This is a genomic window from Blautia sp. An46 (genome assembly GCF_002161645.1).
In the GTDB taxonomy this organism is placed as follows: Bacteria; Bacillota; Clostridia; order Lachnospirales; family Lachnospiraceae; genus Blautia; species Blautia ornithocaccae.
The window spans coordinates 72,616-95,610 of sequence record NZ_NFIF01000004.1; the positions used below are offsets into that span (position 1 = coordinate 72,616).

Here is a 22,995-nt window from a genome sequence, read left to right on the forward strand (position 1 = left end):
GAAATCGCAAGATTTTAGTCATGTGATCTTCCCTGCGGTTTTTTTATACTATTTTCAGATAATAGGGGAAGGAGGTAAGAACCAATGAATATGAAAAAAAATCCTCAGGCTGCTGACATGACCTTAGAAAAAGTAATCCTGGACAGAGAAGAAAATCGCTGCATTCAGACTGCAGCCATGAGCTCTGTTAAGGCAGTGCTGAAAAATCTGCATACCACGCTGCGGGGACTGGATGAGGAGGAGGCAGCCGCCAGCCGCAGTAAATATGGGACGAACAGGGTGACCCACGAAAAGAAAAAATCTCTGCCAAAACGCCTGGCCGGTGCGTTTCTGAATCCATTTACGGCTATTTTACTCTGTCTGGCAGCGGTATCGGCTATTACGGATATGATATTTCCCTGGTTTTCTATGTTTGGCAATACGCCGGCAGATTTTGACTGTCTGACGGTAGTCATTATTCTCACAATGGTATTGATTTCCGGTACTCTTCGATTTATTCAGGAATCCAGAAGCGGCAGCGCTGCTGAAAAGCTGCTGGCTATGATTACCACTACTTGTACGGTCAGCCGCAAAGGAGAAAAAGCAATGGAAATTCCTATGGATGACCTGGTAGTCGGTGATATTGTACACTTGTCAGTAGGAGATATGATCCCTGCAGATATAAGGATTTTGGATGCAAAAGACTTATTTGTCAGTCAGGCAAGTCTTACCGGCGAAAGTGAACCTGTTGAGAAAACACCTGAAATGATAAAGACGGAGCAGGACGCCATTACAGACTACAGCAATATAGCCTTTATGGGGAGCAACGTTATTTCCGGCAGCGCAACGGCAGTTGTCGTCCGTGTAGGGGACCATACCCTCTTTGGGACAATGGCTTCTGCAGTAGCTGAAGAGGCAGTAGAAACCAGTTTTACCAAAGGGGTTAATGCAGTTTCCTGGGTACTGATCCGTTTTATGATGGTCATGGTCCCTCTGGTGTTTTTTGTTAATGGCATAACAAAAGGAGACTGGCTGGAAGCCTTCCTGTTTGGCATTTCTATTGCAGTTGGCCTGACACCGGAAATGCTCCCCATGATCGTGACCACCTGCCTGGCTAAGGGAGCCGTATCTATGAGCAAGAAACAGACGATTGTCAAAAACCTTAATTCTATCCAGAATTTCGGTGCCATAGACATTCTCTGTACAGATAAAACCGGAACTCTGACCCAGGATCAGGTTGTGCTGGAATACCATTGGAACGTAGACGGAAAAGATGATGCAAGGGTACTGCGCCATGCTTACCTGAACAGCTATTTTCAGACAGGATATAAAAACCTGATGGACCTGGCGATCATCCGCAAGACTGAAGAAGAGGAATCTGAAAATCCCCAGCTTGCAGATCTGTCTGAAACCTATGTGAAAGTGGATGAAATCCCTTTTGACTTCAACCGCCGCCGTCTGAGCACTGTGGTACAGGATAAAAAAGGAAAGACACAGATGGTTACTAAGGGTGCAGTAGAAGAAATGCTTTCTATCTGTACATTTGCAGAACGGGGAGGACAGGTAAGGCCCTTGACGGATGAAATCCGCAGAAGGATTCTAAGAACAGTAGATGATCTGAATGATAATGGATTCCGTGTTTTAGCCATTGCGCAGAAGAGCAATCCTTCTCCGGTGGGAGTATTGGGCGTCAAGGATGAATGTGATATGGTATTGCTTGGCTACCTGGCTTTCCTTGACCCTCCTAAGGAATCCACAGCAGATGCGATCAGGGCTCTCAAAGAGTATGGCGTCACAACAAAGATCCTGACAGGAGATAATGATAAAGTCACCCGCACGATCTGTAAACAGGTAGGTCTAAAAGTCCGTAACATGCTTCTTGGCCCGGATATAGACAATATGAAAGACGAAGAGCTTGCGAGAGCAGCAGAATCAACAGATGTATTTGCAAAACTGACGCCAGATCAGAAAGTCCGGGTGGTTTCCATCCTCCGGGAAAGCGGACATACCGTAGGCTATATGGGAGACGGAGTGAATGATGCAGCCGCTATGAAATCAGCGGATATCGGTATTTCCGTTGACACTGCCGTAGACGTAGCAAAAGAATCGGCAGACATTATTTTGCTGGAGAAAGACCTGATGGTCCTGGAGCAGGGAATTATCGAGGGTCGAAAAACCTACGCAAACATGATCAAGTACATTAAGATGACAGCCTCTTCAAATTTCGGAAATATGTTTTCTGTTCTGGCAGCGTCAGCGCTGCTGCCGTTTCTTCCCATGATGAGCGTGCAGCTGATTTTCCTCAATCTGATCTATGATCTGTCCTGCACGGCAATTCCCTGGGATAATGTAGATGAAGAGTTCCTGCGTATACCTCGTAAATGGGACGCTTCTTCTGTGGGCAGTTTTATGGCCTGGATCGGGCCTGCCAGCTCTATCTTTGACTTTACAACTTATATTTTCATGTACTTTATATTCTGCCCATTGTTTGTGTCCGGAGGTGTTTTGTATAACAACCTGGAAAATCATTTCAGCGGTGCCGAATTGACTCAAATGCAGACTGCTTACGCTGCTATGTTTCAGGCTGGATGGTTTGTGGAATCTATGTGGAGCCAGACACTGGTTATCCATATGATCCGTACACCCAAGATTCCTTTTATACAGAGCAGAGCTTCTGTTCCTTTGACTATGCTTACCTGTGCGGGAATTGCAGTGCTTACAATCATTCCATTTACAGTTTTTGGCACTTTGCTGGGATTTGCACCCCTGCCCATAAGCTATTTTGCTTATCTGCTCCCGTGTATCCTGCTGTATATAGCATTGGCGACCAGCCTGAAGAAGGCATATGTACGGCACTATGGTGAACTGCTTTAAGAAATAGAGGATAAAATATGGTCTTTCCGCGTAAAATAAAAGAAAAGGCCGGAAGGTGAAACATGAAGATTTTAGTTTTCCTTTCCCAGATCAGTATCCCTCTGGTAATTTTTTACATTGTGTCCTATGGACTGCTGAATAAATGCAAAGTATATGAGGAATTTGTAAAAGGAGCGAAAGATGGGCTGAAAACAGTAGTGGGAATCCTTCCTACCCTGATCGGGCTCATGGTGGCCGTGGGAGTCCTCAGGGCTTCCGGATTTCTGGATCTCATAGGAGAGGGAATCGGGAAGATCACAGAATATGCTGGTTTTCCAGGAGAACTGGTGCCTCTGACTATCGTACGGATGTTTTCTTCCAGTGCAGCTACCGGCCTGGTCCTGGACATTTTTAAGGAGTTTGGAACCGACTCCCGGATAGGCCTCATCGCTTCGATCATGATGTCATGTACAGAAACTATTTTTTATACAGTTTCTGTATACTTTATCGCAGCCAGAGTGAATAAGACCAGATATACCATAGTAGGGGCCCTATTGGCTACTTTTGGAGGAATTGCAGCCAGTGTGGTCCTGGCGGGGCTGATGCTCAGGTAAACAGATCAGAGATATAAAAACTGAGAGACAGGTGGATTCCTGGCTCTCAGTTTTTTGCTATACAATAAAATCTGATTCTGCTATAATAAAAACATAGTTGTGCCGCGTTAACATAGTAAAAATGAAAAATATTGACATAAAAACTCTATAATGATAATATGGTAGCACGTTAAAGCGAAGGGGACAAAATCATGAGATATTATGACAAAATAACACCAGACGGAACCAGGGACCTTCTTTTTGGAGAGTGTGACCAGCGTTCTCAGGTGACAAAAACATTAAAAGACCTGTTTGTGGCTCAGGGTTATCGCAGAGTAATGACGCCGGCCCTTGAGTTCTATGATGTCTTTGGGAAAGCGGCGAAATACCTGCCCAAGGAATCCATGTATAAGCTGACAGACGCCAAAGGAAGACTGATGGTGCTCTGCCCGGACTGTACGGCTCCGGTAGCCAGACTGACAGCTACAAGGCTGAAAGGACTGCCGAAACCGCTGAGACTTTACTATAACCATAATATATACCGGGGATTTCCTGAGAGAAAAAGCAAGAGCGTAGAGATTAACCAGGTGGGGATCGAACTTATCGGCGGCTCGCCTCTGCGGGGAGACCTGGAGGTGGTAGAGCTGGCGGCCAGAAGTCTGGATAAAGTCAGCGAAGGAAGATACCGTCTGGAGCTTTGCCATATCGGATATTTTAAGGCTATCATGGACAGCCTGGATGCTGACGACGATACCAAAGAAGAAATCCGCCAGCTGGTGGAGCAGAAGAACTATGCAGCTCTGTCGGATATTCTCGGAAAAGCCAAAGATAACAAGGCGGCCAGAGCTCTCAGAAGGCTGCCAAGACTTTTCGGAGGAGCAGAGGTTTTCCAGGAAGCCTACGAACTATTTGACGAAAACGGCGCCAGAGAAAGCCTGGATTACTTAAAGCAGATTTACGAATACCTTCAGGAACTGGGACTGGGTGACAAGGTACTGATTGACCTGGGTCTGGTAAATCTGGCAGAGTACTATACAGGGATCATATTCCGGGGATATTTCCGGGGACTGGGAGAACAGGTTCTGTCAGGAGGCAGATATGATACACTCCTGGGACAGTTTGGAGAAGACCACTGTGCCATTGGATTTGGTTTTAATGTGGATCTTGCCAGCCAGGGAAAAGAGCCGGAACCGGAGCCTGTGCCGAAAATCCTGGTCTTTACCCAGGATCTGAAGTATATTCCAGCCAGCGTTCAGTACCGGAAAGAACTGGAGGAGAAGGGGATCATGGCGGAAAACAGTGTCTTTGACACATTGGAGGAAACTCTGGAATACGCCAGAAAAAGAGGAATCCTCCGTGTCCATCTGGTAGGGGAGAAGATTGAAGAACATCAGATGGAGAAAGGAACCGGGGAAAATGAGACCAATTAGAATCGCACTGACAAAAGGACGTTTGGAAGATAAAACCGTAGAGATGCTGGAGCGTCTGGGATACGACTGTACCAATGTAAGAGAAAAAGGAAGAAAACTGATCATGCCTGTAGGGGACGGGTCACTGGAAATCGTTCTGGCAAAGGCGGCAGATGTAGTCACCTATGTGGAGACGGGAGTCTGCGATATGGGCGTGGTGGGAAAAGACACCATTATGGAAAAGGGAGGCACCTTTTATGAGGTAGCGGATCTGGGATTCGGCAGATGCCGTTTTGCCCTGGCCGCTTTAAAAGGAACTGATATTTATCAGGGGTACCGGACCAGGACTATTGCCAGCAAATATATGAATGTGGCAAAAAGTTTTTTTGAAGGGAAAAATATGGACGTGGACCTTGTGAAGATTGAAGGCTCTGTAGAGCTGGCCCCTGTCCTTGGTCTGGCCGATGCCATTGTAGACATTGTGGAGACGGGAACCACATTGAGAGAGAATGGATTGGAAGTTATTGAGGACATCTGTCAGGTCAGCGCCAGACTGATCGTAAATATTGCCAGTATGAAACTGCGGAAGAAAGAAATCGAAGAACTGATCGGCAAGGTGGAAAAAGATATAAAAGCAAAAGAAAAAAACTGAAAGGAGATAGTCCCATGAGCTATGAATTGCCTGAAAAGCTGAAGAATCTGCCAAAATATGACCCGGTGACAGAGATTTACCGGGTGCGGCTGGATGCTAATGAAAGCTTTTTGGAAATGCCGGAAAATATAAAACAGGAAATCCTGAAGGCGGTTTCTGAAGTGGAGTTTAACCGCTATCCGGATCCCAATGCTACAGAACTGTGCCGAAAATTCGGAGAGCTGTTTCATGTTAAGCCGGAACTGCTCACAGCAGGAAATGGTTCAGACGAGCTGATCTCCATTATAGTTCCAAATTTTCTGGGAGAGGGAGACTGTATGCTGACCATCCTTCCGGATTTCAGTATGTATACTTTTTATACCCGTATGGTGGGGGCCAGAGCAGAAGCTCTGAACAAAGATGAAAATATGGAAGTGACCCCAGAAGAAATTATCGAAAAAGCGGCTCAGTGCAATGCTAAGCTTCTGGTATTTTCAAATCCCTGCAATCCCACAGCGGTGACCATGAGCAGAGAAGATATCCTGAAGATTGTAGGCGCCGTAGATGCCATGGTAGTGGTGGATGAAGCCTACATGGAATTCTCAGAGGGCTCTGTACTGGATGAGATTGAAAACTATGAGAATCTGATCGTACTGAAGACCTGTTCCAAGGCCTTTGGAATGGCGGCTATCCGCCTGGGATTCGCTGGGGCAAATGCCAGAATAACAAATATCCTGAAAACTTTGAAGGCGCCTTATAATGTAAATTCCATGACTCAGGCTGTGGGCTCTGTGATTCTGGGGCATAAAGAGTACTTAGAGAACTGTACCACTCAGATAAAGGCCTCTGCCCAGGAACTTTATCAGGCTATGAAAGTTCTGGCAGAGAAAAAACAGGATATCCAGAAGCTGTACCCTACAGCTACCAATTTTCTGTATATAAAAACAGACCGGAGCAGCGAAATCTATGAAGCCCTGAAAAAAGAAGGCATCTCTATCCGGAACATGAAGGGTTATCTGCGTATATCTGCCGGATCCAGGGCAGAAAACCAGGAACTGGTCCAGGCCTTAGACAGACTGCTTGCATAGAGAAGAAAGGAGTGGAGTGCCGTGAGAGTGGGAAAGATACAGCGGAATACCCGGGAGACCCAGATATCCCTGAGCTGGGACCTGGATGGAGAGGGAGTCTATAAGGGGAGCTGCGGCGTGGGATTTTTTGACCATATGATGCAGGCTTTGTGTGTCCATGGCGGTTTTGACATTGAACTTGCCATGAAGGGAGATCTGGAGGTAGACTGTCACCACAGCATTGAAGATCTGGGGATTGTTCTTGGAATGGCTTTAAAGGAAGCCCTGAAGGATAAAGGGGGCATCCGGAGATACGGCAGCTTCTACATACCTATGGACGAAGCCCTTGGATTTTGTGCCCTGGATGTCAGCGGAAGAGCCTTTCTGGTCTTTGACGCCAGCTTTGAGAATCCTTCTGTGGGAACTCTGGACTGCTGCATGGTCAAAGAATTTTTCCGGGCTCTGGCTTTCCAGGCGGGGATTACTCTTCATCTGAAAGTGTTGTATGGAGAAAATGACCATCATAAAATAGAAGCCATATTTAAAGCCTTTGCCCATGCCCTGAGGGAAGCGGTAACAGAGACAGACAAAGGCGTGCTTTCTTCAAAGGGAGTGTTGTGATGATAGGAATCATAGATTATGGAGCAGGGAATCTGTTCAGCGTAAAAAATGCTCTGGACTATCTGGGTGTGGAAAACTGTGTCACAGGTGACAGAGAAGAAATTGAAAAAGCGGATGGGCTGATCCTTCCCGGGGTGGGAGCCTTCCCTGACGCTATGGAGATGCTGGAGAAAAAGGGACTGGCAGAAGTAATTTCCAGGGAGGCCTTAAAGAAACCTCTTCTGGGAATCTGTCTGGGCATGCAGCTTCTTTTTGAAAAGAGCTGCGAGTTTAAAGAGACGAAGGGCCTGGGACTGATACCCGGACAGGTAATCCAGATTGAGGCTAAGGGGCTGAAAATCCCCCATATGGGCTGGAACGACCTGCAGGTGCTGAATCCCTGTGCGATGACCGAAGATATGGAGAAAAATCCTTATGTATATTTTGTCCACTCCTTCCGGGCAGACACAGCAGATGAAAATATATCCTGCTATACAGTATATGGAGAAAAGATCCCGGCTTTAGTGCACCGGGGAATGGTTTACGGAGCTCAGTTTCATCCGGAGAAAAGCGGAAAGACGGGACTCAGAATGTTAGAAAATTTTGCAAGGCTGGTGAGAGTATGATAGTATTACCTGCAATTGATATTAAAGATAAGACCTGTGTCCGTTTGCTTAAAGGTGACTACGGCACAGCCCAGAAAGTAGCGGAAGATCCTTTTGAAACAGCCAGGAAGTTTGCCCGTGAAGGGGCCAAGTGGGTACATATGGTTGATTTAAACGGCGCCAAAGACGCCTATCCGGTAAACCGGGATATTTTCCTGAGGATTGCCAAAGAAACCGGCATGAATACAGAGCTGGGCGGCGGGATCAGAGATATGAAGACCATAGAATCCTACCTGGAAGAGGGAATTTCCAGGATAATCCTGGGTTCTGCGGCAGTGAAAAATCCCGGACTGGTGGCAGAGGCGGTGAAAGAATTCGGAGATAAGATTGCCGTGGGAATTGATGCCAGAGACGGCATGGTGGCCACAGAAGGCTGGATGGAGACCAGTGCCGTATGCTACCTGGAGCTGGCTATGGCTATGGAACAGATGGGAGTTAAGACTTTGATCTACACGGATATTTCCAGAGACGGAACCCTTACCGGGGTAAACCTGGATCATCTGGAACAGTTAAATGATGCGGTGTCCTGCCGGGTTATCGCCAGCGGCGGAGTCCGGTCTATAGAAGATATTGAAAACTGTGCGAAACTGGGGCTGTATGGCTGTATCTGTGGAAAATCCATTTATTCCGGCGCTATTAACCTGAAAGAAGCCATTGAGAAGGCAGGTGAATTCTGATGCTGGCCAAAAGAATCATTCCCTGCCTGGATGTCAGGGACGGAAAAGTAGTAAAAGGTGTAAACTTTGTGGGGATAAAAGAAGTAGGAGACCCAGTGGAGTGCGCTATAGAATATGACAAACAGGGAGCAGACGAAATCTGCTTTCTGGATATTACTGCTACTCATGAGGGAAGAAAGACCATGACCGATGTGGTCAGAAAAACTGCCCAGCATGTGTTTGTTCCCCTTACTGTAGGGGGAGGAATCCGCACAGTGGACGATTTCCGGGAAATCCTTCGGGCAGGTGCAGACAAGGTTTCTGTAAACTCTGCGGCGGTAAAGAACCCGCAGCTTATTGCTGATGCGGCAAAAATCTTTGGAAGTCAGTGTGTGGTAGCAGCCATTGATGCCAGAAGAGATGAAGATGGCGTCTTTCGTGTGGTGGTCCATGGCGGAAGAAAAGATACGGGACTGGATGCTCTGGAATGGGCGAAAAGGTGCCAGGAACTGGGAGCAGGAGAGATTCTGCTGACCTCTATGGATACAGATGGATGCCGGGATGGCTTTGACCTGGAACTGACCCAGGCAGTCTGTGACCGGGTTTCGATTCCCGTGATCGCCAGCGGCGGCTGCGGAAAGCTGGAACATTTTTCAGAGGTTTTTGAGAAAACCGGAGCAGATGCGGCTCTGGCGGCTTCCCTGTTCCATTTCCGGGAACTGACTGTAGAGCAGGTAAAAGAACATTTGAGAGAGCAGGATATCCCTGTGAGAAGGAATTGAACATGATAGATATGGAAAATTATTTTAAGAAAAGTGAGCTTCTCCCGGCTATTATTCAGGAAAAGGATACGGGAGAAGTGTTGATGCTGGCTTATATGAACCGGGAGAGTCTGAAGAAAACTCTGGAAACCGGCTACACCTGGTTTTACAGCCGTTCCAGACAAGAGCTGTGGAATAAAGGGGCTACATCCGGCCATGTCCAGAAGGTGATTGACATAAAAGGTGACTGCGATGAGGATACGCTGCTGGTTACAGTGATCCAGACAGGGGCGGCCTGCCATACCGGAGCTCACAGCTGCTTTTTCAGAGAATTATGGGAGGAAGAGAAAAAATGATGGATGTTATGGAAGGGCTGTATCAGGTAGTCCAGGAAAGAAAAGAAGAAAAAAGAGAAGGATCCTATACCTGCTATCTTTTTGAACAGGGGCTGGACAAAATCTTGAAAAAATGTGGCGAGGAGTGCAGTGAAGTTATTATCGCAGCAAAAAACGGGAAAAATGAAGATACGGCAAATGAAATCTGCGATCTTATCTATCATCTCCTTGTTATGATGGTGGAGTCTGGCATCCCTCTGGAAGATGTGGAAAAAATCCTGGCAGAGAGACGGCAGAAAATCGGAAATCTGAAAAAATTTCATGTAAGTGATCACAATACCTGAGATTTGAATCAAGAAAATTATTTTGTTAAAAATTTGTCCTGTGAAAATCATGCCAGATATGGTAAACTAATCCTGTAGAGAAAATCGCCCTGTAGGGCGGATTATGAATGTTTTTAGAAATGCAGGTAAAAAGATGGAGAAGATTGACGGCAGACGTATACTAAAGATTTTACTGATCATTTTAAAGGTGATTCTTGCGATTCCTCTGGCAGCAGCTTTTATTCTGATTCGCTGTGTACAGTACTTTCTAAAAATTTCCGGAACCGTGGTTTCTTTTGTTTGCATACTATCCTCAGTAGTAGTATCTTTGGCAGCATTGATGGAAATTTTCCTTCAGATTCAGGGAAACGGCCCTGGCGTTGCTGCTATTGTTCTGACAATCTGTGTGGCAGGAGGCCTGATTTATGTTCCTGTTGCCGGCGTAGGTCTGGTAATGGTAGTCCTGGAGGCAGCCTGCAGCTGGATATGGCGGTTTTATATGGGAAATTTTAAGAACTGGAAGGCCTTTTACAAAAGACCAGATTTTCAGTGGTCCACATTTGACGGCGGATACAAAGGAAAAGACACGGAGGAAAGCGAGGCAGGAGGCCGTTATTTCAAGGGACTGAAGACAGTGGAAGAGCTGGATAAAAGATATTTCGCTCTGCTTCGGATCTATCATCCTGATGATGAACAGGAGGAAGACGAGATTACCAGAGGTATTGTGGAAGAGTATCAGTATCTGAAAAACAAATTTACAGAAAATGAAAAAGAGAAAGAACCAGAAGCGGGAGCTGACTGAAAAGGGCAGCGGGACTTCTGGTTTTTCTGCTCTCAGGCAGAAATATCAGAGCACCATGTATCCTGAAAAATGCAAAAAACCAAGGAAGAAATCCCCCTATATGCGTTGACAAGCTTATGGAAAAAGCTATAATTATAGGTAATGAATGATTATTTACAATTATCAAGTGGAGGATTTCAAAATGAAAGTATTAGTAGAAACATCTGCAAGACACGTACATTTATCACAGGAGCATCTGGAAATTCTGTTCGGCAAAGGCCATGAACTGACAGTGAAAAAAATGTTAAGCCAGCCGGGACAGTTTGCCTGTGAAGAAAAGGTAGAGGTAGTAGGAACAAAGGGAAGCCAGAAAATGTCTGTTCTGGGTCCTGTAAGAAAAGATACACAGGTAGAGGTTTCTCTTACTGATGCAAGAAGTCTTGGCGTTACAGCTCCTATCCGTGAGTCTGGCGACATTGCTGGTTCCGGCGCATGTAAGCTGGTTGGCCCTGCAGGAGAAGTAGAGCTGACAGAAGGCGTTATCGCTGCAAAACGTCATGTGCATATGACACCAGAAGATGCTGAAGCAGCAGGCGTAAAGGACAAACAGATCGTAAGCCTTGAAATCGAATCTCCTAACGGACGTTCTTTAACATTTGGAGACGTAGTTGTACGTGTAAGCGCATCTTACGCTACAGCAGCTCATATTGACACAGATGAGTCTAATGCTCTGGCTCCTGGAAAAGAATGCTACGGTGAAATGATCGTGAAATAATTTATAGAGGCGGCTGACCTTTATATTTAGGAAAACAGGGAACTTCTTATGTAAAGTAAGAGGGCTCCCTGTTTTTTTCTATGGCGTTGTTGCATTAGTCATATGTCCGGAATATTTATACATTTTATGCGAATTTGTCGAGCATAGCTTTGAGACTATAGGCTCAAAGCGGCACAGACTGAGCAATAAGATGTATAAATATTCTTGATTTTGATTCACGAGCTAACGTCATAGAATAAAAATATTTTGATTATCAAAAAATTTGATTGTAATTGATACTTGAATCGGATATAATAAAACCATCAATGAAAAGCGTGGGGAAATGGCTGGAAGGAGTGATGGCATGAGTAATTATGAAGTGCTGCATGACATCCTTGTGAAACTTTTCCAGGAAATCCTGGATATAGAGAGCAAGGCACTGATTACTTCAGAGTTCAAAGATATTTCTGTTAATGATATGCATATTATTGAAGCGATTGGAGAGAGAGAACCCAAGAATATGTCTTCTGTGGCAAAGATCATGTCGGTTACAGTGGGAACTCTTACCATTGCTATTAATAGTCTGGTGAAGAAGGGGTATGTACACAGGGAAAGAAGTGAGGAGGACCGGCGTGTAGTCCTTATTTCCCTGACAGAGAAAGGTAAGAAAGCCAATGCCCATCATATGAAATTCCACGATGGGATGATACAGGCTGTGCTGAAGGACCTGAATGAAGAGCAGCAGGAAGTCCTGGTAAAAGCATTGATGAATCTGAGAACTTTTTTTGACTCTTACAGATGAGCATAAAAATGAGAAGAAAAAGCCGTTTGGGAAAGGCGATAGAGAAGACAGCCTTTCCAGAACGGCTTTTTCAGCACCTTATTTATATTCTGCAAGAAGATATTTTTCTACAACGGGAAAGGGAGCCGGACCGATATCCAGAAGGTTTTTGTGAAATTCTTTCAGATTAAAGCTGCTGCCTGTTTCCGTCTGGACAGTATCTTTTAAGGAAATAAAATTCAGATATCCCAGATAGTATTTCAGGTAGTTGGCGGGATTTTCTATGATGTACTGGAAAATTTCCTGGCAGGTCTCCTGGTCTGTAATTCCGAATACTGCCAGGGTATCGGCTGTGGTATCCATGTTCCAGCCCTGATAATGAATGCCCAGATCTAAAATGGAGTAAAGGCATAGGCTGATGGAACGATTCAGACATAGAAAATCCATGATATCCTGGTCAATAGCAAGGAAAGGAGAGGCATAGCCATAGGCCAGAGATTCTACATAAGTGGCCCATCCTTCTATATAGCCGCTGCAGCTTAAAAGTTCCCGTATAGGATGATGATCCTGGCCGGCAAAATATACGGTCTGATATAAATGTCCGGGAAAACCCTCATGGGCCAGGGTGGTAAAAAGTTCTGCCTGAGATACCTGACTGGACTGATTGATATAGATGGTATTAGGCGTAAGGGTATCCATGGGGGGAGTCAGGTAAAAAGCAGGACTTGAAAATTCTTCCATGGATTCCGGTACATATTTCACCTCATATTCCTTTACTTCCAGCTCAGGAAAGTCATCTGTGAAAATATGCTGGAGATAATCCAGCATCTGCTCTGGGGAAAGACCAGAGGAGGGAAGACTGTATGCGCTGGAGATAATCGCAGGATTTTCTGTAAGAAGTTCCTGAACTTTGCTGTAATCTTCCTGAAGCTGGAGAAGGAGGCTTTGGAGGATTTCATCTAAGGAGCGGTAGTCTCCTACCGTACTCTGAACCAAATATTTATAATAATCTTTTCCACCGTCCAGATAAGCCAGACCGCCGGTGTTTTTTCCCCTTCCTTTCAGTTCTTCCAGTCCTTGGGAGAGGGAGAGATAAGCAGGAAAAACAAACTGGTCCATGAGTTTGTCATGCATTTCAATAAAAGAGTCTGCCTGGTGCCGGGAAATCCTCCTGGAGTTTAAGAGTTCCTCTACTCTTTGATTGAACATGGAATACAGGTAATTCTCTGTACCTGTTTCCATAAAGCTCTGGCACTGCTGAATGATTCTGTCTGCACTGACATCACTCATAAACAGCCCTTCTTCAGCCTTCTTTTCTTCAAATTCCAGGATACTCTGGAAGTATTCCGGAATATCTGCCAGAAGAGAAAAATAATCCTTGATATCTGAAGAAGTGCGGAAGGTATATTCTGCCAGAAGTATGGGAAGCTGGGCCTGGATGCCCAGATTTGGCCCAAGGGGTTCCTGGAGAAGATAGGAACTGCCCAGAGAAAGCTGGGAGGAAAATTCAAGGGAAAGGATGTCGTAGATAATCTGATTTTCTTCCGAAAGCTGGGAGAGATCAAATTTTTCTAATTCTCTTTGGAGTTTTTCTGCCTCTTTCTGATTTTTTTCCAGAGCATCCGGCTCCATGGTTCCCAGAGTGACCTGGTATTCATCGATGCCGTAATCCTCCGGATAGGCCAGGGTATAGTGAAGATTCAGGGTATTTGTTTTCATTTCCTGCTGGAAAATATCTTCTATGTAGCTTTCAAACTCCTTATTTTCAGAAGAGGGAAGGCAGGTTTTCAGGAAAAAGAAAGCTGCGCCGGATACCAGTAGAAGGGCTGCTGCGCAGATGAAATACTTTCGCTTCAGAGATAAAATTTTTTTCAAGGGTATTTCCTCATAAAAGGGATACTTCTTTACAGTTTATGAAAAAAGAAAAAGGGTATGTATATTTTCTTGGAAAAATATGCTATGATAAATACGATAATGCAGAAAAACAGGAGGGAAAAAGATGAAGGACTCCAGAATATTAAAAGAGGAACTTTTACAGGGAAATTATGAAGAACTTTTCCGGGAGATCTATCAGGATGATTCCGAAGCCAAGAGGCAGAATGCCAGATACGCACAGGCTGTAGAAAAATTTGAAGAGCTGTTTGGTGAAAAACAGGTGGAGATTTACAGCGCTCCGGGAAGAAGTGAAGTAGGAGGAAACCATACAGATCATCAGCATGGTATGGTGCTGGCAACGTCTATTAATCTGGATGCTGTTGCAGTGGTCAGTCCAGTGGACTCCCCTGTGATCCAGCTTGTATCAGAAGGTTACGACATGGTAGAAGTAGACACCAGAGACCTTGAAGAAAAATATGAAGAAGAGGGCACCACAACAGCTCTTATCCGTGGCGCTGCGGCTGCTCTTACAGAAAAGGGATATAAAATAGGCGGCTTTCAGGCCTATATTACCAGTGACGTGCTGATTGGAGCGGGACTGTCGTCTTCAGCAGCTTTTGAGGTAATTGTAGGAACGATTCTTTCAGGGCTTTTCAATAATATGGAGATTGACCCGGTGGAAATCGCCAAAGCCGGTCAGTATGCGGAAAATGTATATTTCGGCAAACCCTGCGGCCTGATGGACCAGATGGCCAGTGCAGTAGGAGGACTGATCCATATTGATTTCCAGGACCCACAGACACCGTCAGTAAAAAAAGTACCTTCTGATTTCCAGGCTTACCAGTACAGTCTCTGTATTGTAGACACCAAAGCTTCACATGCGAATCTGACAGATGACTATGCAAAGATTCCGGAAGAGATGAAGAAAGTTGCAGCCTTCTTTAAGAAAAAAGTCCTCAGAGAAGTGGACGAGCAGGAATTCTTTGAGCAGATTCCAGGCCTGAGAAGTATCCTGGGAGACCGTCCGGTGCTTCGTGCCCTGCACTTCTTCGAGGAAGAAAAGCGAGTGGAAAAACAGGTGGAAGCTCTGGAACAGGGAGACTTCAGAAGATTTCTGGAGCTGGTGAAGGAGTCAGGAAATTCTTCTTTCAAATATCTTCAGAATATTTACATAAACAGAGATGAGCAGAACCAGGCTATGTCTGTTGCTCTGGGAGCCAGTGAAAGCATTCTTCAGAATCATGGTGTCAGCCGTGTTCACGGAGGGGGCTTTGCAGGAACAATCCAGGTATTTGTAGAAAACAGTTATGTGGAAGAATACAGGAAGAAAATTGACCATATCTTCGGAAAGGATTCCTGCCATGTTCTGAAAGTACGTCAGCTGGGTGGAATTAAAGTAATCTAATAAAAGGGCAAAAAGCAACAAAAAGATGCTGTATGTGATGACAGAAGCTGTGGTCACATGCAGCATTTTTAAATTTACATAATTGTGAGGCCTGGATTTATATGTTGTCGAGGACAGAATTCCTTGGAAAAGTTCAGAAATTTACCTTTAAATTTTCAGAATATTCACGATTGTAAAATATATACAAAGATTGTCGAAGGCTGGGAAGTTTCCCACATTTTATCCTCAAAGTTATACACATTGAAAATAGTGGAAAACCTTGAGAAAGTGGAGTTATACACCGAGTTATCCACATTGTCCACAAAAATCACTGTGGATTTCTTTGATTTACATAATGAAATAAAGAACATAGGTTTTGTGAAGTTGTTATAAAATGGGATTTTTTGAAGAAAAAAGTGGAAAAAGGGTTGACATTTTTGAAATCAAATATTGGTCTGAAGCAGGAAGAATTTGACAAAACCAGACAAAAATTAAACAAATTATCTGAAAATAATGGTTTACAATAATATCGCATGAGTATGCAACAAATCAACAATTAAAAAAAACAAATGAGATAGAATCTTTCAAAAGGGGAGGATATAATAGGACACAGAAATCAAGGAATGAAATGAACAAAGGAGGACGTTATGCCGATTATTTATCATGAACAAGCTAAAGAGTTTCACCTGTTTAACGATGAAGTAAGCTATATCATTGGAATTATGGAAAACGGGCAGATGGAGAATCTGTATTATGGGAAGGCTCTCCGGGACAGAGAAGACTTTTCTCATTTTCATGAAGAAACTATGAGATCTCAGATGTCCGTCTGTGTTCCGGAACCGGGACTGCTGTCTATGCATTATACCAGACAGGAATATCCTGTTTATGGAACGGGAGATTATAAGAGCCCTGCTCTGTGCATTCGTCAGGAGGATGGAAGCAGGATTACAAATTTTGTCTATAAAGATTACAAGATCCTGAAGGGGAAACCATCCCTGGCTCCTCTGCCGGCTACTTATGTAGAAGATGACGGCGAAGGAGATACTCTGGAGATTACTCTCCATGACGATAAAATCAATACAGATATGGTACTGTCTTATACAATCTATAAAGACTATCCGGTAATCACCAGAAATACCAGATTTCTGCACAAAGGAGAGAGCTCTATCGTACTGGAGAAAGCTATGAGCGCATGTGTGGAATTTTTGGATATGGACTTTGAGATGGTACAGCTTTCCGGAGCCTGGGCAAGAGAGCGATATGTAAAAAGCCGCAGACTGGAGATGGGAATCCAGTCTATATATGGCATGAACGGTACCTGCGGCGGAGCAGAGCATAATCCATTTATGGCCCTGAAAAGACCAGATGCAGGGGAATACAACGGGGAAGTTTACGGATTCAGTTTCGTATATAGCGGCAATTTCCTTATCCAGACAGAAGTGTCTACCTTTGATATGACAAGAGTTACTGCAGGCATCCATCCAGAGAGTTTTTCCTGGGTGCTCCAGAAGGGAGAAAGCTTCCAGACACCTGAAACTGTCATGGTGTACAGCGACCAGGGACTGAATAAAATGAGCCAGACATACCACAGGCTTTACAGGAAGCGCCTCATGAGAGGCACATGGAGGGATAAAGCCCGTCCTATCCTTTTAAATAACTGGGAGGCCACATATTTTGATTTTAATGAAGAAAAAATACTGAACATTGCCAAAAAGGCAAAGGAAGCCGGAGTGGAACTGTTTGTTCTGGATGACGGATGGTTCGGGGTCAGAAATGATGATTACAGAGGCCTGGGCGACTGGTATGCAAATCTGGAAAAACTCCCTGAGGGAATTTCCGGATTGTCCAGAAAAATAGAAGATATGGGATTAAAGTTCGGACTGTGGGTAGAGCTGGAAATGGTAAACAAGGACAGCGACCTTTATCGTCAGCATCCAGACTGGCTTGTTGCAGCTCCCGGCAGATTTGAGTCCCATGCCAGACATCAGCATGTCCTGGACTTTTCCAGAAAAGAAGTGGTGGACTATATCTATGAGATGATAGCAAAAATTCTCCGCGAGTCCTCTATTTCCTATATCAAATGGGACATGAACCGGTACATGACAGAACCTTACAGCAGAGGGGCAGAGCCAGCCCGTCAGGGAGAGGTTATGCACAGATACATCCTGGGAGTCTATGACCTTTACACTCGTCTGACTGAAGAATTCCCGGAGATTCTCTTTGAATCCTGTGCCAGCGGCGGCGCCAGATTTGACCCGGGTATGCTGTACTTTGCTCCCCAGACATGGACCAGTGATGACACAGATGCCAATGAGAGAACAAAAATCCAGTACGGAACTTCCTATGTGTATCCAATCGTAGCTATGGGCTCTCATGTGTCTGCAGTGCCTAATCATCAGGTGTTCAGAAAGACTCCTATCAGTACAAGAGCCAATATTGCATATTTCGGTACCTTTGGATATGAATTGGACCTGAATCTTCTTTCTGACCAGGAAATGGAAGAGGTGAAGAAACAGGTAGCATTTATGAAAGAGTACAGAGAGCTTATCCAGGTTGACGGGGATTTCTTCCGCCTGTTAAGTCCCTTTGAGGGAAATGATACTGCATGGCAGGTGGTATCTCAGGATAAGAAACAGTCAGTTGCCATGTTTTATCAGAAACTGAACAAGGTAAATGCTTCCTGGCTCCGGCTGAAAGTAAAAGGACTTCAGGAAGACGGCCTGTATCAGGTGATCCTGGTCGATGAACCTGCAAAGACCTATGAGGCTTATGGCGATGAGCTGATGTATGGGGGAATTCCCATTGACAGAATGGAACTGAACAGAAGAGGCGGAGATTTTGCCTCACTGCTGTTTGTGATAAAGAAGGTAAATTAAGAAAAATGAAAAGCCCTGTTCTGCGGCGTGCTCGGATGAGTTACACTGCGGGACAGGGCTTTTTCTAATCCAGATATTTTTTGAAGAAGCGGTATAAAATATGAGAGTTTATCAGTGCGGTCAGGCCGAAACCGAAGAAAAACCAGCAGCACGCATATAGAGGCAGCAGGCTGAGATCCTGATAGGTCATAAACATGGGCAGGATCGTAATCACAGCCAGCAGCAGAGTGGAGGGAAAATGCATGAAAGCAAAAATGTAAGAATTTTTCACCAGGTTTTTCAGGGTATTGGAGAAAGCGGCAATCACCGGGAAGATATAAAGTCCCCCGATCACCAGGAACACCGCTGCGGCCTCGGACAGATAAAGAAGGACCTGAGAGATATCCGTACCCTGGAAGGACAGGAAACGGATATTCAGGAGTAATATGAGCAGAAGAAGGAGAAACAGCAGCCAGGCGGCCAGTGACTGGAAAAAATTTTCTTTAAAAGAGCGGAAAAAGGTTCTGGCCGCTCCGTTTAGATTTCCTTTGACGCTGCGCAGCATACAGTGGTACAGAGCAGTCAGCGCCGGGCCGATGGTAAAAATTGGAATTGAGCAGAGCACAAAGAGAAGATTGCACACGACCACATCTCCAATCTTATTTAATCCAATGTTAAGAAAATTATCTTCATTAAAAAGATTCATGTCAATTTTCCTTTCTATGGCAAGCTTTCTGGTACTGCTCTGACAGCAGAGGGCCATGTAGTAAAGGGTAACATCGAATATAGGAAATTACTATGGAAAAATTAAAAAAAATAACGAAAATACAAAAAAATAGTACGAAAAACAGTAAAAATGAAAGAGGAAAATTTGATAAAAATTAGAAAAACATAAAAAAACTAGGAAAAAACAGCAAAAAATATTGTGAAATTGTCTATAGTTGGTGCCGATTTCAGGGTGTTTTCCATGCACTTAAACGAAAAAACAACATTATGACATATATTTAAGACATAACGCCATTTATCATTTTTCTATATGCAATTATAATAAAAAATACATTGAGGTTCAAAGATTTAAGTGCAAAATTACTAATTAAAGGAGGAAGTGACTATGAAATTGAGAAAAGTAATGGCATTGTCATTGGCAGGAGCTATGGCTGTATCATTAGGTGCCTGTGGAGGCGGCGGAGGCAGTGAAAGCGGTGGAGACAGCGGCTCCGGCGGTGGAGATGGTTCTCTTTCCGTTATGATCTGGGATACCTACCAGGAGCCGGGCCTGACAGAAATACTGAATGATTTTACAGAAGAGACAGGTATTGAAGCTGAGATCCAGGTTGTTACCTGGGATGATTACTGGACACTGTTATCTGCTGGCGCCCAGGGCGGTTCTATGCCGGATGTATTCTGGATGCATTCCAATGAGGCTGAGAGATATATGTCTAATGAGATGCTGCTGGATCTTACAGACCGGATTGCAGAGAGCGATTCTATTGATATGTCCAAGTATCCGGAGGATATCACAGAACTGTATACATATGATGGTAAAAATTATGCCATCCCCAAAGATGTAGATACAATTGCTCTGTGGTACAACAAGACTCTCTTCGACGAGGCGGGACTTGCATATCCTACTGCAGACTGGGCCTGGGACGATCTGTATGAGGCTGCTAAAGCTCTGACAAAAGACGGCGTATATGGATTCGGCTGTTCTGCAACTAATAATCAGGCCGGATACTACAATCTGATCTATGATATGGGCGGCTATGTAATTAATGATGACAAGACGGCATCCGGATATGATGATCCGAATACCATCAAAGCTATGCAGTATTTTGAAAAGATGATTCAGGAAGGCATTATGCCAAGTCAGCAGACTATGTCTGAGTCAGCAGAAGATGTTCTTCTGGGATCCGGCACGCTGGCTATGGCTACACAGGGATCCTGGATGCTTTCTGCATTCAAGGAGAACGAGTATATTGCCCAGAATTGTGATTGTGTAGAGCTTCCAAAAGATGCGGCTTCAGGTAAGAGAGTTTCTATCTACAACGGACTTGGCTGGGCAGCTTCTGCAGATTTCAATCTTCAGGCATATCTGAATATGATGGACGATATGGTAATCCGTCCATACTCCAGAGAGACTGTTACCTGGGAAAATGATGTAAATGAAGAGCTGAAGAAAGGCTGGACCCAGGAAGTAACTATGGAAGAGGCCTGCATGAACGCCGCAGCAACTATGAATGAGACCCTGGACGAAGAAAACGCAGGATAAAGGCAAACAAAAATCTGTTAATAAAATTGTCAGGCAGACCGCAGGTCTGCCTGCGTTTCAAAGACACACAGTAAGGGGGTAGCCAAATGGCAGGAAAGCAGCAGAAAGTAAAAGGAACTGCCCGGGCCCGCAGCGAGAATATCTGGGGCTGGCTGTTCGTTTTACCCACTATGATTGGTTTGATCGTACTGAATATTTACCCGATCATTAATACTATCAAACAAAGCTTCTTTAAGACCGGTGATTTTGGCCGGGGAGATATCTTTATCGGAGTGGATAACTACGTGAAGATGTTATCGGATTCTGAAACCTGGGATGCATTGCTTGCAACCTTTAAATATGCGATTATTGAGGTTCCGTTCTCCATTGCCATTTCTCTGGTTCTGGCCGTTCTTCTGAACCGGAAAATGAGAGGAAGGTCTGCATATAGAACGATCTTCTTCCTTCCTATGGTCTGTGCTCCGGCAGCAGTTGCCATGGTTTGGAGATGGCTGTTTAACTCCGAGTTCGGTCTTATCAATCACATTTTCGGAGTTAAGGTTCAGTGGGTATCTGATCCCAATATTGCCATATACGCTATCGCTGTAATAGGTGTATGGTCTATCATCGGATACAATATGGTACTTTTTATCTCAGGACTTCAGGAGGTTCCCCGTGATTATTACGAGGCGGCTTCTATTGACGGCGCGTCTGGTGTGCGGCAGTTTTTCAGTATTACGATTCCACTGATTTCTCCCACTATATTTTTTGTATGTGTGACCCGTATTATCGGCGCCCTTCAGGTATTTGATCTGATATTTATGGTTATGGATGCCGGAAATCCTGCTCTTCAGAAGACCCAGTCTCTGGTATATCTGTTCTACCAGTCCTCCTTCGTAGAGAGAGATATGGGATACGGATCTACTATCGTAGTATTCCTTCTGGTAATTATTATGATCCTCACGGTATTCCAGATGATCGCCCAGAAGAAATGGGTTTATTATAGCTAAGAGGGGGGTTAGATATGACACCAAGAGAAAAAACTATGCGGGTAGTTATCCAGATTTTTTTGATCCTGGCCTCTATCACCATGCTGGTACCATTTATCTGGATGATCCTTACCGCTTTCAAAACAGTTACTGAGTCTACACAGGTAAATCCTTTTGTGATTTTACCTACAGAGTGGATCACAGATAACTTTACAGAAGTTGTCACTAATATGAATTTTTTCCTGCTGTATAAGAATACGCTTCTGATGATTTTCTTTAGAGTTGTATGCGCTGTACTGACCGCTACTCTTGCAGGATATGCACTGGGACGCCTGAACTTCAAAGGAAAAGGTATCTGCTTTGCTCTGGTGCTTTTCCAGATGATGGTTCCGGCACAGATTTTCATTATTCCACAGTACCTGATGATTTCCAGCATTAATATGACAAACACTATTTTTGCTTTGGTGTTCCCAGGTCTGGTAACCGCTTTCGGTACTTTCCTGCTGCGGCAGTCCTATATGGGACTTCCAAAAGATCTTGAAGAGGCCGCCCGTCTGGATGGATGTAATATCGGACAGACATTCCTGTTTATTATGGCTCCTCTGACAAGGTCTGCTATGGTTGCCCTGGGTATCTTTACGGCAGTATTTGCATTTAAAGATCTGATGTGGCCTATGATCATTAATACAGATAAGGATATGCTGGTTCTTTCCTCTGCTCTGGCAAAGATGCAGGGTCAGTATACCGCCAACTATCCTCAGCTGATGGCAGCATCCCTGATTTCCTGTCTGCCGATGATCGTGATCTATCTGATTTTCCAGCTGGCTGGGGTTTTGCGGAGTGAAAGCAAAAGCATGTATGGACAATGCAGGTTTTTCTTTAACACAGCCTGTACGCCGGCTGTCCTGCCTTTCACAGATCCAGGAACTTATAAAGAAGATTCTGGAAGAACATCAGCTTACCTACAAATGTGAACTGAGAAGAAATGCCTGTTTAATGGAGATTATGGCAGAGCTTGTTGAAGAATACATGAAGGATGCACCTGGCATGGTCCGGATGTATCCGGGGACACTTTATGTCCGGCATGCCATAGACTATATCAATGACCATTATAGCGAAAAAATACGGATATCAGATATGGCTACGCATATAGGAGTGAACAGGAGCTATCTGACCAGCAGCTTTAAGAAAGCCACAGGCTATTCACACCAGGAATATCTGATATTGCTGCGCATGGAAAAAGCGGCGGAACTCTTGAAGAAGACGGATCTGTCCGTCAATGATGTGGCGGCTTCCGTAGGATACGGAGATCAGCTTGCATTTTCTAAAATATTCAAGCAGTATTACGGTGCAAGTCCAAAGGCTTTTCGCGAAAGCAAGGAACAGCTGGTATTATGTGTACATAAAGGAGAATTTCCCCGGACAGGTATTTTTTAAGAGAAGACTGTCTGCGGCA

At 44.6% G+C, this 22,995-nt stretch carries 22 protein-coding genes; 20 read left to right on the forward strand and 2 right to left on the reverse strand.

Annotated features, from left to right (window positions below; genetic code table 11):
- Nucleotides 1-84 precede the first annotated feature (84 nt).
- The 14 genes from mgtA (at nucleotide 85) to B5G00_RS04815 (ending at nucleotide 12,209) form a co-directional block, all read left to right on the forward strand.
- A complete protein-coding gene (gene mgtA, locus B5G00_RS04750; RefSeq protein WP_087269305.1) occupies nucleotides 85-2,853 on the forward strand; it encodes a magnesium-translocating P-type ATPase in 2,769 nt (922 codons plus the stop codon).
- A gap of 62 nt (nucleotides 2,854-2,915) precedes the next feature.
- Complete coding sequence (locus B5G00_RS04755; protein WP_087269308.1) at nucleotides 2,916-3,446, forward strand: spore maturation protein; 531 nt, start codon at nucleotides 2,916-2,918, stop codon at nucleotides 3,444-3,446.
- A 191-nt stretch (nucleotides 3,447-3,637) separates the two neighbouring features.
- Complete coding sequence (gene hisZ / locus B5G00_RS04760; protein ID WP_087269311.1) at nucleotides 3,638-4,855, forward strand: ATP phosphoribosyltransferase regulatory subunit; 1,218 nt, start codon at nucleotides 3,638-3,640, stop codon at nucleotides 4,853-4,855.
- Nucleotides 4,842-5,486 carry an ATP phosphoribosyltransferase gene (gene hisG / locus B5G00_RS04765; RefSeq protein ID WP_087269314.1) on the forward strand — a complete coding sequence of 215 codons (645 nt, stop codon included), beginning with the start codon at nucleotides 4,842-4,844 and terminating at the stop codon, nucleotides 5,484-5,486. Before hisZ ends, hisG begins: the two co-directional genes overlap by 14 nt.
- 14 nt (nucleotides 5,487-5,500) lie before the next feature.
- Nucleotides 5,501-6,553 (forward strand): pyridoxal phosphate-dependent aminotransferase, encoded by a 1,053-nt coding sequence (locus B5G00_RS04770; protein WP_087269317.1) that lies wholly within the window; start codon nucleotides 5,501-5,503, stop codon nucleotides 6,551-6,553.
- Nucleotides 6,554-6,574: 21 nt separating this feature from the next.
- Nucleotides 6,575-7,153 carry an imidazoleglycerol-phosphate dehydratase HisB gene (gene hisB / locus B5G00_RS04775; protein ID WP_087269320.1) on the forward strand — a complete coding sequence of 193 codons (579 nt, stop codon included), beginning with the start codon at nucleotides 6,575-6,577 and terminating at the stop codon, nucleotides 7,151-7,153.
- On the forward strand, nucleotides 7,153-7,758 hold the full coding sequence (hisH, locus tag B5G00_RS04780) for an imidazole glycerol phosphate synthase subunit HisH (RefSeq protein ID WP_087269323.1): 606 nt from the start codon (nucleotides 7,153-7,155) through the stop codon (nucleotides 7,756-7,758). Before hisB ends, hisH begins: the two co-directional genes overlap by 1 nt.
- On the forward strand, nucleotides 7,755-8,474 hold the full coding sequence (gene hisA / locus B5G00_RS04785) for a 1-(5-phosphoribosyl)-5-[(5-phosphoribosylamino)methylideneamino]imidazole-4-carboxamide isomerase (protein WP_087269326.1): 720 nt from the start codon (nucleotides 7,755-7,757) through the stop codon (nucleotides 8,472-8,474). Before hisH ends, hisA begins: the two co-directional genes overlap by 4 nt.
- A complete protein-coding gene (gene hisF, locus B5G00_RS04790; protein ID WP_087269330.1) occupies nucleotides 8,474-9,235 on the forward strand; it encodes an imidazole glycerol phosphate synthase subunit HisF in 762 nt (253 codons plus the stop codon). The genes hisA and hisF overlap by 1 nt, the downstream gene beginning before the upstream one ends.
- A gap of 2 nt (nucleotides 9,236-9,237) precedes the next feature.
- Nucleotides 9,238-9,570, forward strand: a complete 333-nt coding sequence (gene hisI / locus B5G00_RS04795) for a phosphoribosyl-AMP cyclohydrolase (protein WP_087269333.1) — start codon at nucleotides 9,238-9,240, stop codon at nucleotides 9,568-9,570.
- Entirely contained in the window at nucleotides 9,567-9,893 is a 327-nt protein-coding gene (gene hisE / locus B5G00_RS04800; protein ID WP_191385956.1) for a phosphoribosyl-ATP diphosphatase, read from the forward strand. The genes hisI and hisE overlap by 4 nt, the downstream gene beginning before the upstream one ends.
- Before the next feature lie 133 nt (nucleotides 9,894-10,026).
- On the forward strand, nucleotides 10,027-10,674 hold the full coding sequence (locus B5G00_RS04805; RefSeq protein WP_087269675.1) for a hypothetical protein: 648 nt from the start codon (nucleotides 10,027-10,029) through the stop codon (nucleotides 10,672-10,674).
- Nucleotides 10,675-10,855: 181 nt separating this feature from the next.
- On the forward strand, nucleotides 10,856-11,428 hold the full coding sequence (locus B5G00_RS04810; RefSeq protein ID WP_087269335.1) for a PduL/EutD family phosphate acyltransferase: 573 nt from the start codon (nucleotides 10,856-10,858) through the stop codon (nucleotides 11,426-11,428).
- A 343-nt stretch (nucleotides 11,429-11,771) separates the two neighbouring features.
- Nucleotides 11,772-12,209 (forward strand): MarR family winged helix-turn-helix transcriptional regulator, encoded by a 438-nt coding sequence (locus tag B5G00_RS04815; protein ID WP_087269338.1) that lies wholly within the window; start codon nucleotides 11,772-11,774, stop codon nucleotides 12,207-12,209.
- A gap of 78 nt (nucleotides 12,210-12,287) precedes the next feature.
- On the opposite strand, the gene B5G00_RS04820 is transcribed toward B5G00_RS04815, so the two are convergent.
- A complete protein-coding gene (locus B5G00_RS04820; protein ID WP_087269341.1) occupies nucleotides 12,288-14,063 on the reverse strand; it encodes a DUF885 domain-containing protein in 1,776 nt (591 codons plus the stop codon).
- Between the two features lie 124 nt (nucleotides 14,064-14,187).
- Between B5G00_RS04820 and B5G00_RS04825 the strand changes: the two genes are divergently transcribed.
- Both B5G00_RS04825 and B5G00_RS04835 read left to right on the forward strand, forming a co-directional pair.
- On the forward strand, nucleotides 14,188-15,468 hold the full coding sequence (locus B5G00_RS04825; RefSeq protein ID WP_087269344.1) for a galactokinase: 1,281 nt from the start codon (nucleotides 14,188-14,190) through the stop codon (nucleotides 15,466-15,468).
- Nucleotides 15,469-16,094: 626 nt separating this feature from the next.
- Nucleotides 16,095-18,323, forward strand: a complete 2,229-nt coding sequence (locus B5G00_RS04835) for an alpha-galactosidase (protein WP_087269349.1) — start codon at nucleotides 16,095-16,097, stop codon at nucleotides 18,321-18,323.
- A gap of 64 nt (nucleotides 18,324-18,387) precedes the next feature.
- Here B5G00_RS04835 and B5G00_RS04840 read toward each other — a convergent pair whose 3' ends face one another.
- The gene (locus B5G00_RS04840) at nucleotides 18,388-19,008 is read right to left on the reverse strand and encodes a YesL family protein (RefSeq protein WP_087269352.1); all 621 of its coding nucleotides are present in this window, start codon (nucleotides 19,006-19,008) and stop codon (nucleotides 18,388-18,390) included.
- Nucleotides 19,009-19,413: 405 nt separating this feature from the next.
- On the opposite strand from B5G00_RS04840, the gene B5G00_RS04845 reads away from it, so the two are divergent.
- The 4 genes from B5G00_RS04845 (at nucleotide 19,414) to B5G00_RS04860 (ending at nucleotide 22,976) form a co-directional block, all read left to right on the forward strand.
- On the forward strand, nucleotides 19,414-20,571 hold the full coding sequence (locus tag B5G00_RS04845; protein WP_087269356.1) for an ABC transporter substrate-binding protein: 1,158 nt from the start codon (nucleotides 19,414-19,416) through the stop codon (nucleotides 20,569-20,571).
- A gap of 86 nt (nucleotides 20,572-20,657) precedes the next feature.
- Nucleotides 20,658-21,560, forward strand: a complete 903-nt coding sequence (locus tag B5G00_RS04850; protein WP_087269359.1) for a carbohydrate ABC transporter permease — start codon at nucleotides 20,658-20,660, stop codon at nucleotides 21,558-21,560.
- A 14-nt stretch (nucleotides 21,561-21,574) separates the two neighbouring features.
- Nucleotides 21,575-22,513: a carbohydrate ABC transporter permease gene (locus B5G00_RS04855; protein WP_087269362.1), complete on the forward strand. Its 939-nt coding sequence runs from the start codon at nucleotides 21,575-21,577 to the stop codon at nucleotides 22,511-22,513.
- Nucleotides 22,514-22,544: 31 nt separating this feature from the next.
- Nucleotides 22,545-22,976, forward strand: coding sequence for a helix-turn-helix transcriptional regulator (locus B5G00_RS04860; protein WP_162613483.1), 432 nt, complete (start codon nucleotides 22,545-22,547; stop codon nucleotides 22,974-22,976).
- Nucleotides 22,977-22,995 lie beyond the last annotated feature (19 nt).

Coding starts and splice junctions, on each gene's coding strand:
- hisH (WP_087269323.1), top strand. CDS start 7,153: ATGATAGGAATCATAGATTATGGAGCAGGGAATCTGTTCAGCGTAAAA.
- hisF (WP_087269330.1), top strand. CDS start 8,474: ATGCTGGCCAAAAGAATCATTCCCTGCCTGGATGTCAGGGACGGAAAA.
- B5G00_RS04810 (WP_087269335.1), top strand. CDS start 10,856: ATGAAAGTATTAGTAGAAACATCTGCAAGACACGTACATTTATCACAG.
- hisI (WP_087269333.1), top strand. CDS start 9,238: ATGATAGATATGGAAAATTATTTTAAGAAAAGTGAGCTTCTCCCGGCT.
- B5G00_RS04855 (WP_087269362.1), top strand. CDS start 21,575: ATGACACCAAGAGAAAAAACTATGCGGGTAGTTATCCAGATTTTTTTG.
- hisG (WP_087269314.1), top strand. CDS start 4,842: ATGAGACCAATTAGAATCGCACTGACAAAAGGACGTTTGGAAGATAAA.
- hisA (WP_087269326.1), top strand. CDS start 7,755: ATGATAGTATTACCTGCAATTGATATTAAAGATAAGACCTGTGTCCGT.
- B5G00_RS04850 (WP_087269359.1), top strand. CDS start 20,658: ATGGCAGGAAAGCAGCAGAAAGTAAAAGGAACTGCCCGGGCCCGCAGC.
- hisE (WP_191385956.1), top strand. CDS start 9,567: ATGATGGATGTTATGGAAGGGCTGTATCAGGTAGTCCAGGAAAGAAAA.
- mgtA (WP_087269305.1), top strand. CDS start 85: ATGAATATGAAAAAAAATCCTCAGGCTGCTGACATGACCTTAGAAAAA.
- B5G00_RS04840 (WP_087269352.1), bottom strand. CDS start 19,008: ATGAATCTTTTTAATGAAGATAATTTTCTTAACATTGGATTAAATAAG.
- B5G00_RS04825 (WP_087269344.1), top strand. CDS start 14,188: ATGAAGGACTCCAGAATATTAAAAGAGGAACTTTTACAGGGAAATTAT.
- B5G00_RS04755 (WP_087269308.1), top strand. CDS start 2,916: ATGAAGATTTTAGTTTTCCTTTCCCAGATCAGTATCCCTCTGGTAATT.
- B5G00_RS04805 (WP_087269675.1), top strand. CDS start 10,027: ATGGAGAAGATTGACGGCAGACGTATACTAAAGATTTTACTGATCATT.
- B5G00_RS04770 (WP_087269317.1), top strand. CDS start 5,501: ATGAGCTATGAATTGCCTGAAAAGCTGAAGAATCTGCCAAAATATGAC.
- B5G00_RS04835 (WP_087269349.1), top strand. CDS start 16,095: ATGCCGATTATTTATCATGAACAAGCTAAAGAGTTTCACCTGTTTAAC.
- B5G00_RS04845 (WP_087269356.1), top strand. CDS start 19,414: ATGAAATTGAGAAAAGTAATGGCATTGTCATTGGCAGGAGCTATGGCT.
- B5G00_RS04815 (WP_087269338.1), top strand. CDS start 11,772: ATGAGTAATTATGAAGTGCTGCATGACATCCTTGTGAAACTTTTCCAG.
- B5G00_RS04860 (WP_162613483.1), top strand. CDS start 22,545: ATGGCAGAGCTTGTTGAAGAATACATGAAGGATGCACCTGGCATGGTC.
- hisZ (WP_087269311.1), top strand. CDS start 3,638: ATGAGATATTATGACAAAATAACACCAGACGGAACCAGGGACCTTCTT.